9 protein-coding genes and 1 tRNA gene are annotated in these 10,794 nt (G+C 47.2%); 4 read left to right on the top strand and 6 right to left on the bottom strand.

Going from position 1 to position 10,794, the window contains the following annotated elements; all coding sequences use genetic code 11:
* Positions 1-600: 600 nt before the first annotated feature.
* Complete coding sequence (locus RIG61_02990) at positions 601-882, bottom strand: plastocyanin/azurin family copper-binding protein (GenBank protein MEQ9618122.1); 282 nt, start codon at positions 880-882, stop codon at positions 601-603.
* A 180-nt stretch (positions 883-1,062) separates the two neighbouring features.
* Positions 1,063-1,761, bottom strand: coding sequence for a hypothetical protein (locus RIG61_02985; protein MEQ9618121.1), 699 nt, complete (start codon positions 1,759-1,761; stop codon positions 1,063-1,065).
* 584 nt (positions 1,762-2,345) lie between these two features.
* Here RIG61_02985 and RIG61_02980 point away from each other — a divergent pair.
* Complete coding sequence (locus RIG61_02980; GenBank protein MEQ9618120.1) at positions 2,346-3,992, top strand: DUF4331 family protein; 1,647 nt, start codon at positions 2,346-2,348, stop codon at positions 3,990-3,992.
* Between the two features lie 100 nt (positions 3,993-4,092).
* A complete protein-coding gene (locus RIG61_02975) occupies positions 4,093-5,388 on the top strand; it encodes a tetratricopeptide repeat protein (GenBank protein MEQ9618119.1) in 1,296 nt (431 codons plus the stop codon).
* Between the two features lie 220 nt (positions 5,389-5,608).
* Here RIG61_02975 and RIG61_02970 read toward each other — a convergent pair whose 3' ends face one another.
* Entirely contained in the window at positions 5,609-5,983 is a 375-nt protein-coding gene (locus RIG61_02970; GenBank protein ID MEQ9618118.1) for a hypothetical protein, read from the bottom strand.
* Positions 5,984-6,245: 262 nt separating this feature from the next.
* On the bottom strand, positions 6,246-6,524 hold the full coding sequence (locus RIG61_02965) for a YkvA family protein (protein ID MEQ9618117.1): 279 nt from the start codon (positions 6,522-6,524) through the stop codon (positions 6,246-6,248).
* Positions 6,525-6,669: 145 nt separating this feature from the next.
* Here RIG61_02965 and RIG61_02960 point away from each other — a divergent pair, with 145 nt between their 5' ends.
* Entirely contained in the window at positions 6,670-7,095 is a 426-nt protein-coding gene (locus RIG61_02960; protein ID MEQ9618116.1) for an OsmC family protein, read from the top strand.
* A 100-nt stretch (positions 7,096-7,195) separates the two neighbouring features.
* Here the strand turns inward: RIG61_02960 and RIG61_02955 are convergent.
* Positions 7,196-7,271, bottom strand: a tRNA-Arg gene (locus RIG61_02955).
* On the bottom strand, positions 7,262-8,062 hold the full coding sequence (locus RIG61_02950; protein MEQ9618115.1) for a uracil-DNA glycosylase: 801 nt from the start codon (positions 8,060-8,062) through the stop codon (positions 7,262-7,264). Before RIG61_02950 ends, RIG61_02955 begins: the two co-directional genes overlap by 10 nt.
* Before the next feature lie 145 nt (positions 8,063-8,207).
* Here RIG61_02950 and leuS point away from each other — a divergent pair, with 145 nt between their 5' ends.
* The gene (gene leuS / locus RIG61_02945; GenBank protein MEQ9618114.1) at positions 8,208-10,694 is read left to right on the top strand and encodes a leucine--tRNA ligase; all 2,487 of its coding nucleotides are present in this window, start codon (positions 8,208-8,210) and stop codon (positions 10,692-10,694) included.
* Positions 10,695-10,794: the final 100 nt, after the last annotated feature.

The following is a 10,794-nucleotide window of genomic DNA, read 5'->3' as shown; positions in this document are numbered from 1 at the left end:
TACGTTGTTCGTATCCTCGCTTTTTACCTTATGGATAAACTTTCCGCCTGCAATATCCAGACTATCGCCTCCATCCGGCAACACGACAATCGGATCCTGCTTAAAAGAGTTTCCTTCACCGTCTACGAAATAAACAAGCTCTTTCGCTTCTCCTGAAGTTCTTGCTGACATGTAAATCACCTCCTTTCTAAATTTTAGTTAGTTGTAAATGCAACTAATGTGCCACAAATATAAAGAAAGAGAGATTCACACTTAAGCATCCGATTTAATTGAAATAATTTGATACGCTAGGAATCGGGCTTTTATATTGTCTTCCAGGTGAATTGCGAAATATCCTAATATTTCGATATTTCGTAATTTATGAGCAGGAGAATTTTGGGTATCACTCTATTACTGGAACGATCCGGGGGGACCTAAGAGGATGGTGTTGTAAAAGCTTCGAAAGCAAGTGGCAATATCGACTATGGAAACTTATTTGGACACTAGGACCGACAAGCGCACACTCGCAGATAACGGTTTTGGAAAGGACAAGATATTCTATTTACATTTGCATGACTTGCAGTTCTTCTTTCTAACAGGATGCTGCCGGTAAGCTCAAATTCATTCTGTAACTTTTATCCTGCCGCGCATAGAGTTATGGCGTTTGCAAAAGTAGTCATATTCCCCGACTTCGGTAAATGTAAATGAGTACGTGTCTCCTTTCGTAAAGAAGCCTGAATCAAACTCCGGTCCGGGATTGTCGGGTGTCCCTTGAGTTATGCTGTGCTCTATGGCGTCCCCGTTAGTCCAGACAACCGTTTTTCCTACAGGAATCTCGAGAACTTCCGGTTTGAACGTGAAAAGCTTGATATTCACGTCAACATGCTCTGTATTATTTGGCATTTCGGTATCGGCAGCTAGCAGTGAGTGCTCTGAGAAACTTGTGGATAAGCCCGATAGTATGACCGGGATAAATATCAGGAGAAACAATGAAAATAAAAATTGATTTTTCATTACATTCACCAAAAGGCAACAGACCCGAAGGTCTGTTGCCTGAATTTCTTTTTCTGTATAAACCCGCTGTCAATTATCCGAAAATTTATCAGGAAATTGCAGAACGATCGCCTCCGCATGGGCATCGGCTATTTTCTGCATATGTGCGGCCGCTTTTCTCAGATTCATATAAGCCTCGGTATCGTTTCCGGCTGCCTGGGCGTCAATGACGGCCTTAAAAGTAACGACATGCTCCTTTACCAACCCTGCAACTGCATCAGCCGGTAATGAAGGGCTCGCCGAGTTAATGAATGCACCAAAATCTGCAGAATAAGATATGAGATCATTGACCGCCTTTTCCTGCTTGTCCTTGTCGTTTGCTGCCACTGCGTTCGTATAATCAACTATGAATCCGATGTGCTTTCTCCAGAGGGGTAAAAAGGCATCGGCTGCTTCCTGCCCGTAAACCACGCCGTTAGCGACGGCTATTGCCTGAGAGTTCGCATCGAGAGCAGCAGCGGCCGCTTCGAATTCCTCCTGGTTTCCGTTGAGGGCTGCATTTGTTGCGGCACCGGCAAGCCATACGTGTTCAGCTAAAAGCAAATTCAGGTTCTTTCGCAAAGCCGCTGCGTTTGTGTCGGATGTCGGAGTCATGCCCATCATTTCTTTTCCTTTTTTCATCATCATATCTTTCATTTCCTGTTCTTGAGTGTGTCCGACACCCAAGAGCGATAATGAAAATACGACAGCGAGCATCAGCGATGCGAAAATCGACGAAATCTTATACATAAACCTATACCTCCCATTAAATATTTTGATTTTAAAGCTAATATACGAGTAATTGGCAGGGTTTGGTTTTATCTTTCTTAATAAATGTTTTTTCCGGGTAAGAAAATCTTATGATTTCCAGGCATGTACGATTATTAAGAATTAGAACGTTGCCTTCACAAAAATGTCTATACCTGCATATCGCGCACGATTTAAAGCAAAAAAATTTAACACAATGAACTGAGAAGTTTGGATGGTTGTGCAAAGAAAAGAATAAATTTTACGGTAATTTGTTTTATCTGACCTTGTGATTAATAACTTACTTTTCAACAGCTTATATATAAACATCCGATGGTCCGGAAACTTTCTTGTCTCGTTAAGTGTCTGTAAAAACTGCAGATTTTAATGAAATATATAAGACTATTCTTGGCAACAAACTTGCACTTACATTATAGCAATTACTTAATTTGAATTAATCATCTGCAAACGACTACTGTTTTAATAAAAATGAAACCGCATTTTGAATATCTTCGTATGTACTAGATGTACCCAAATTTATCATATGTGTAGATGAATAAAATAAAAACAGGAGGAGAAGTATATTTATGAAGAACCAGTTAAAAGTCTTGCCGGCATATTTTATGCCAATTTTTGTGCTGGTGATTGCGTTTATCACGGCAAATGCATTAACGATACAAATTACGAATGAGGCGGTTGCCGCAGACCATGTTGACGCGCCTCTTACCACGGCGGACCCGCAAATAGACATTACGGATGTATATGCTTTTCTCGATCCGGACGATGAGTCCAGGCTCGTACTGGCGATGGCGGTTGTGCCGTTCATACAGCCTCAAGACAACGGGAACGTGGGTTTCGACCCCGATGTCCTCTATCAGTTCAAAGTGGACAACGACGGTGACGCCGTAGAGGACTTCGTGGTACAGATAATTTTTGACGGGAGCGGGTTCAACCAGGAATTCAGGGTAATAGGACCCGCATTGCCTTTAATGACAGGCGCTGTAAACGAGATACTGCCGCTTCCTTCTTCGATAGAAGGCAATACACAGGTGAACGTTACGTCTGGCGTATTTCGCGCTTACGCGGGTCTGGCGGACGACGCGTTCGTTTTTGATTTTAGCCAGTTTAACGCGATACTGGACGGAAGCCAGGACGTATTTCGTCAGGTTACCTCGCCGGTGCTCGGGCCCCTCGACGGACGTGAAATCAGGTCAGACGGCACAAGCGGGATTGATTTCTTTGCCGGCGTGAACGCGCTTCACATCGTTGTTTCTTTTCCCAAGAATCTAGTGCGCGGTGACGGATTTTTCGGTATTGACGGTCTCGTGGGAATCTGGGGGACTACAAGCAGGCCTGACCAGTTGTCGCCGGATGAGTTTGTGCAGATCGAGCGTATGGGCCAGCAGGTGTTCAATACTGTGTTCGTACCGGAGGGCATGAAAGACGAGTTCAACGCAGCGGTGCCGGCGGAGGACGTCGCCATGTTCTCAGGGCTCGTCCCGGACGCACTGACTCAGGTGGACAATGACGGAACAGGAAATACCATAGCCGGGCGTGCGGATTTACTTGAGGCCCTCGGCGTTACAGCAGTGCCTAACGGCGCGCCGCTTCTATTGCCGCCGGATTTTGTTCATCCTCTAGTACCTGATTCGGATTTACTTCGTGTAGCCCTTCTTCCAGACTACCTGAGACTCGATCTGGACAGAAACGCAGCTGACCTTGCGGTTGGACTTTTCGGCCTCCAGAACGGAAGACGCCCTCAGGACGACGTTGGAGATATAACCTTTCTGCTGGCTCGTCAGCTGGCGGACGTGAATTTCCCAGCCGACTCCGGAGTTCCCGGAAGCGGACCCCCTCGTCCAGGCGCACTTGATTGCACGATACTGCCTGATTGTCCCAACAGACTTGTGCTCGCAGTACTGCAGGGAACCGACTGGATTAAACCGGACGCCCTTATCGCTGATCTCCGCGTGGACGTAAGCGGTAACGACTCGCCGTTCCCGGCCGTAGGGGGAACAACGGATCTATTCCCGCTCTCGGTATTTAATTTCATGGCAGTAACGCAGACACCGTCAGGAGATGGAAATAATAACGGAAGCAGCTGCTCAGTCGCAAAAGCCGGAACCGGATCGGGTACCGGTACGGCGGCGCTCTCCTTCTTGATACCGGGATTGGTTTTTGCCTACGCAGTGGGTAGGAGATTCACAAGAAAGAAAATAAACAGAGAAGATTAAAATATACTCTTAGCCCAGTTGTTGAACCCGGGGCAAGATAGACAGACCCTTACCCATGTTGGAACTGTCCCGGGTTCTTGTTTAATAGGACTTAATCAGTATGAAGATAGAGAATACTGCGATGAAATTATCTACATCCATATTATTGGTTCTGTGTTTTGTATTTTCTTTCGCCTGCTCGGAACCGGATAACGCTGGCAAAAAGAACCTCAGTGAAGGAACGGACAATTCTATAAAATTTTATCTGAAGAGAACGGAAGCCGACCCGTCATCCTATCTCGATTATAACAGGCTCGCGGCAGCCTATATGCAGAAAGCAAGAGAAACCGGCGATACTCTCTATTACGACAAGGCATATAAGAGCCTCGAACGGTCCCTTTCTATAAGCCCGAAGAATTACAACGGAACAGTTTTGATGGCAATGGCGCATATTTCAAAACACGAATTTGATGACGCTCTTCAATATGCGCTCAAGGCAGTTGAGCTCGAACCGGAAAACAGCTATGGCTACGGGATACTGGGTGACTCGTATCTGGACTTGGGGGACCTCACGAAAGCCGAGGCGTCCTATAACCGGATGCTCACACTTGATCCTTCTCTTGATTCATACAGCAGATTATCCAATCTGAGGGTCGTACAGGGAGACACGGCGGGCGCAATTGAAGCAATGAATAATGCTTACGAGGCAGGGCTGAAAAATGTCCGGACATCCAGGGAAAATCTGGCATGGACACAGGTTATGCTCGGATCTATTTATTTTAACCAGGGTAATTTGTCGGATGCAGAGAAGCATTATAAGAAGTCGCTTGAGATTATGCCCGGTTATTATCTGGGGCTTGAGCATCTGGCTGAAATAAACGCCGTCAGAGGGAATTACGCCGAGGCTGAAAAATTATATAAACAGGTTCTTGAAATAAACCCGGCGCCTGAGTTCTACATCGCGCTTGCAGAGGTCTATAAAAGCCAGGGCAAGGAGAAAGAAGCTGAAAAACTGGAGTCAAGCGCACTCGGAATATACGAAGAAAGGGTAAAAGAGGGAGACCCGGGCTATCTAAGAGCGCTTGCTCTCTATTACGCGGATAAAGGGACCAACCTCGATAAAGCGCTCGCTCTAGCCGAGAGAGACTTAAATATTAGAAAAGACGTACACGGCTACGATACACTTGCCTGGGTTCATTACAAAAGGGGTGAGTTCAAAAAAGCGCAATATGCCTCTAAAAAGTCTCTGGCAACGGGTACAAGGGATGCTCAATTGTTCTACCACGCGGGTATGATTAGTATTGCTAACGGCGATTACGGGAAGGCCAGAGAATATTTGAACCTCGCTCTTGAGACAAATCCGCACTTTAATTCAGAGGAAGTGTCAAAAGAGCTGAAATCTCTCAACACTTTATGAGACCAAATAGAAAATCATTCATAAAGTCAATCTTTTTAATTCATCATTTTGATTAGTGACTTTGATGCTGAGGCGGGAAAGCTTAGGGGTATGGTACCAATCTTCCGAGGGAATATAGGTTCAAACTCCGGTTACCATCTTTGGTCTGAATTTCTTGAGAAAGAACACTTTGACTCTGCTATGCAACAGAGCCAAAGTGCTTTATATAATTCGCTACGATTTACCAGAGCCCTTGTATTGCAACGCCATTGTGCGCCGTTACAACCTTACACTTGCCTGCCCACTCTACCAATGCCCCGATGTCTTCCCATTCTGCCGGCGCCCTTTTCCAGTGGTCGTCGAGACCCGCCTGATTTTCGTACATCTCATCCAATACGAACATAGTGTTGCCGGTCGGCGCCGACGACGGATCCAGAGGATTCTCCAGCCCCGGTCCTTTGATAATATTATAGCGAAGCATAGCCAATTCGCCCGACTTGTGATGCGTTGTCTCCATCCACTTGGCGTGGCTTGCGAAAATTCTCTCTCCCTCGGCTACGTGCTCCGGGGGGCATATAAACGTGATAGTAATCTGTGTTTTGCCTATTGTAGACATATACACACCTCCTTGTTGGTAGATTTTGCTTATCTTTATATATACGGTGAGAAGTTGGATTTGGTTTTTTATAAGAGCATAAAATACTTGGATATAAAACACAAATTATTTCCGATAGTCAAAAAATAGCCTGATATGAATAAGAAAGATGAAAATGACAATCTAATCATGGGAATTTTGCGGAATATATAATGTGGGAAGAAAAAGGACAATAGACTTGTCAGTACCTTAACATCCCATGCTAGCCAGGAGATGTTTTAATCTAATTTACTGTCTGTGCTCTGACTTCCTCTATCAATTCTTTCGGAACGAACCGCAAGGCAATAAATATGAGAAGGGGCAATATCAGAATGTCATCAACATACCCCAACACGGGTATAAAATCCGGAATCAGATCGATAGGAGAGATAGCGTAAACAATGGCGGCGCCGAGACAAATACGCGTGACTCTGGGACAGCGGGGATGCGCGATTACACGCCGGTATAAATCTACTTCTTTTGTGAATCTCTTTACGATATTTGTGAACGGTGTTCTGTTCATCGGCTTTTTCCTGTTGAAAAAATATTCCTAGACCGCAGAAAGTCTTATGATAGTATTTTCTGTAAATATAAACTGAGGTCACTTAAAAGTGTATATGTAAACTAGCATGTAGCTAAATAAATTTAGTCTAATAATAGGAGGAGCAATGAAACGTAATGGTTCTGCGGTCTGGAAAGGAGATTTAAAGAGTGGGGAAGGTACGGTATCGACCGAGAGCGGAGTCCTATCCGATACTCAGTATTCATTTAAAACCCGATTCGAAGATGGTAAAGGCACTAATCCTGAAGAGTTGATAGCTGCCGCTCACGCAGGGTGTTTCTCGATGGCTTTGTCTTCTGAATTGGGCAAGCTGGACATGACAGCGGAAAGCATCAGGACGACGGCGTCGGTTCAACTGGAAAAAACAGACCAGGGGTTCGCTATTACTTCCGTTCATCTGGACGTAACCGTTAAGATGCCGGGGGCGGATACGGAGTCGTTCAAGAGGGCTGCGGATAACGCCAAGAAAGGTTGCCCCGTATCAAAAGTGCTTAACGCGGAGATCACGATGGACGCTAATCTGGAAAACTGATATCAGACGACAACGAAATACTTTCCAATCTAAGTGCTCATACTGACAACATAAAAGCCGCACGTAAGAAGCTTCAGGATTAATGATTCTTGGCTAATAATGGCGGGCGATGGGGGATTCGAACCCCCGACCTCAGGCTTCGGAGGCCTGCGCTCTATCCGCTGAGCTAACCGCCCGGTTTTGAAATACCGAGTTCCTTCATCACGACCTGCATATCATCCCAGAGCGGCTTCTTGAAATTCGGATTCCGCAGGAGCGCCGCAGGATGATACGTAACCATAAGCTTGGTGTTTCCGTATAAATGAAACCTGCCCCTCAGGTTCCCGAGACTCATCTTTGATTTTAGAATGGACTGGGCCGCTGTCGTTCCCAGGCATACAATCACTTCGGGCTTTACCGCCCTTATCTGCTTGAATAGGAACTGTTCGCAGGTAGCCATCTCGTCGGGCTCGGGAGTCCTGTTTCCGGGGGGGCGGCACTTTACAACATTGCATATATAGACGTCCTCTCTTCCAAGACCCATAGCCTCGATGATTTTCGTAAGCAGTTTGCCCGCCCTTCCGACAAACGGCCTTCCCTGCTGGTCCTCGTCCCTGCCCGGACCCTCGCCCACGAAAACGAGCCTTGCCTCGGGGTTACCCTCGCCGTAGACGAGCTTGGTTCTTCCCTCGTGAAGCTTGCACCTCGTGCAGTCCCCTATCTCTTCCCTTATTTCCTCAAGCGTCATACTTTTGGAAGCCGCATCGAACAGGTCCGTCTTGTCTTCTATTTTTATTATGTCTTCTCTGTCTGTTTTCCGTGCCGCCACTTTTTTTTCTACCCTCGTCGGTTGTTTCTCGGGAATTTGCCGGGGTTTTTCCTCTGCTCCGTTTTCCACGAGTATTCTCTCAATTCCCATGGATTTCTGAAACTCGAAATAATTTTTCAGATCCTCTATTATCCCTTTTAGCTCTGCTTCCGCGTTCATATCTTTAATTCCCGTAATATTATACAACACGCTGTCTTTATAAAAGTCCCAGCCGGGGAAATCGCTCGAAATCTTTGTCCTATGCTTGTGATTATGGTAAATAATTCTATCCTAAATAAAAATATTCGGAGTGAAAGGGCCTGGAATGAAAGAGAGCTATAAGCCGAGGGAAATAGAGAAAAGGTGGCGGGAGTACTGGGAAGAAAACAAAGTTTACGAAGTGCGCCCGGAAGAGGGACAAACGAAATACTATGTACTCGAGATGTTTCCCTATCCTTCGGGACGTATTCATATGGGTCACGTAAGAAACTATACGATAGGAGACGTCGTTGCGCGGTATAAGAGAACGAGAGGGTTCAATGTGCTGCATCCGATAGGGTGGGATGCTTTCGGGCTTCCCGCCGAGAACGCCGCGATTGAGCGCGGCGTGCATCCCGCCAAGTGGACTTATGAGAATATTTCTCAGATGAGAGGGCAGCTCAAAATGCTCGGGTTCAGTTACGACTGGACGAGGGAAATTGCCACCTGCGACCCCGAGTATTACAAGTGGGAGCAGATGGTTTTTACGCGTATGCTCAAGCGCGGGCTTGCCTATCAAAAAACAACCACGGTTAACTGGTGCCCTTCGTGCGGGACGGTTCTTGCCAACGAGCAGGTTGAGGACGGACTTTGCTGGCGGTGCGGCTCGGAGGTGGTGCTGAAAGAAATGGAAGGATGGTTTTTCAAGACCACAGAGTACGCGGACGAGCTCCTGGAATGGGCGGAAAAGCTAAAAGACGGGTGGCCCGAAAGGGTGCTGTCGATGCAGAAAAACTGGATAGGAAAGAGCACGGGAGCTGAAATAGAGTTTCCGCTCGAGTCTGAGATCGGAGGGGAAAAACATCTCAAGATATTTACGACCCGTCCCGATACAGTATTCGGCGTCACGTACATGAGCATCGCTCCCGAGCATCCGCTCGCGGTTGAGTTAATCAGGGGGAAACCGGAGGAAAGGGAAGCGCTTGAGTTTATAAAAAGAGTGGAAAAGCAGAGCAGCATAGACAGAATAGCCGAAGGGGCAACCAAAGAGGGGATTTTTACAGGCGCATACTGCGTAAATCCCTTTAATGGAGAAAGGATTCCGATTTATATAGCGAACTTCGTGCTCATAGAGTACGGAACCGGAATAATCATGTGCGTGCCGGCGCACGACCAGAGAGATTTTGAATTCGCTACAGAGTACGGTCTGCCGATAGTTCCCGTAATTCATCCTGAGGGAGAGGAAATAAAACCGGAGAATATGAGCGAAGCGTACGTTGAGGCGGGAGTGATGGCGAACTCGGGAGAATTTTCCGGGACTCCGTCCGAAGAGGGAAAAGATAAGGTTATCGAGTTCATCGAGAGAGAGGGCTTCGGCAGAAGGCAGATCAATTACAGGCTGAGGGACTGGGGTATATCGCGTCAGAGGTACTGGGGAGCTCCGATACCCGTGGTATATTGCGAGAAGTGCGGGGCGGTTCCGGTTCCCGACGATGAGCTTCCTGTAGAGCTCCCGCTCGATATTGAGTTCACCGGCAAGGGAGGCTCACCGCTCGCAAACGACCGTGATTTCGTGAATACGGTCTGTCCCGAATGCGGAGGAGAGGCCAGGCGCGAAACGGATACGATGGATACGTTTGTCGAGTCCTCGTGGTATTTCCTCAGGTACGCATCACCTCACTTCGAGAGCGGGATATTCGATAGGGATGATGTCCACTACTGGCTCCCGGTCGATCAGTACATCGGAGGAATTGAGCACGCAATACTTCATCTTCTCTACGCGAGGTTTTTTACCAAGGCGCTCAGGGATCTAGGTATGTGCGATCTTGACGAGCCCTTTATGAACCTCATGACGCAGGGGATGGTAATAAAGGATGGGGCCAAGATGTCCAAATCCATCGGAAACATCGTGGACCCCGACGATATGATAAAGAAATACGGCGCCGACACGGTGAGGCTTTTTATGCTCTTCGCCGCTCCCATGCAGAAGGATCTAGACTGGAGCGACGAGGGGGTAGAGGGTGCTTACAGATTTTTAAACCGTCTGTGGCGGCTCGTATCCGACAGGCTCTCCGAGATAGAGGGTCTAACGGATAAAGCAGCGGACCCTAAGAAATTATCGGGCACAGCAAAGGAACTCCTCATCAAGGTGCACAAGACCATCAAAAAGGTGACCGACGATTTGGAAAGGTTTCAGTTCAACACCGCAATCGCGGCCGTAATGGAGCTGCTAAACGACACATCGCGTTTTGAGGCTGAGGGCGGGACTGACAGAGCAGTTTTAAAACAGGCGATTGAAGCAATGGTCAGACTCCTTTACCCGATGGCCCCGCATGTAACGGAAGAGCTATGGCATGAGCTGGGCCATACCGATTCACTCGTCGATAAACCCTGGATCGAGTGGGACAGGGAGCTTGTCTCAAGCGCTTCCATAACCGTAGTTCTGCAGGTAAACGGAAAGGTAAGGAGCCAGATTACGATGAATCCCGATCCCGACAGCGAGCAGATGAAAGAAGCGGCATTCGCGGATGAAAAAGTGAAGAGTTATCTCGGGGGAAAGGAGCCGAGGAAAGTGATAGTGGTACCCGGCAAGCTGGTCAATATCGTTCTTTAGCGCGGGTCGTTCCCGGCCAGCGTCATTGAATTTTGACTTCTCTCTGGTATTTTCAATTCTTTAACCGTGAATGATCGAGCTATTCAGACTATGATTCGTA

This window comes from Deltaproteobacteria bacterium, assembly GCA_040223695.1.
GTDB lineage: Bacteria > Desulfobacterota_D > UBA1144 > Nemesobacterales > UBA2774 > JAVKFU01.
The sequence above is the reverse complement of the archived record's forward strand: the minus strand, read 5'-3'. Positions and strand labels throughout refer to the sequence as shown.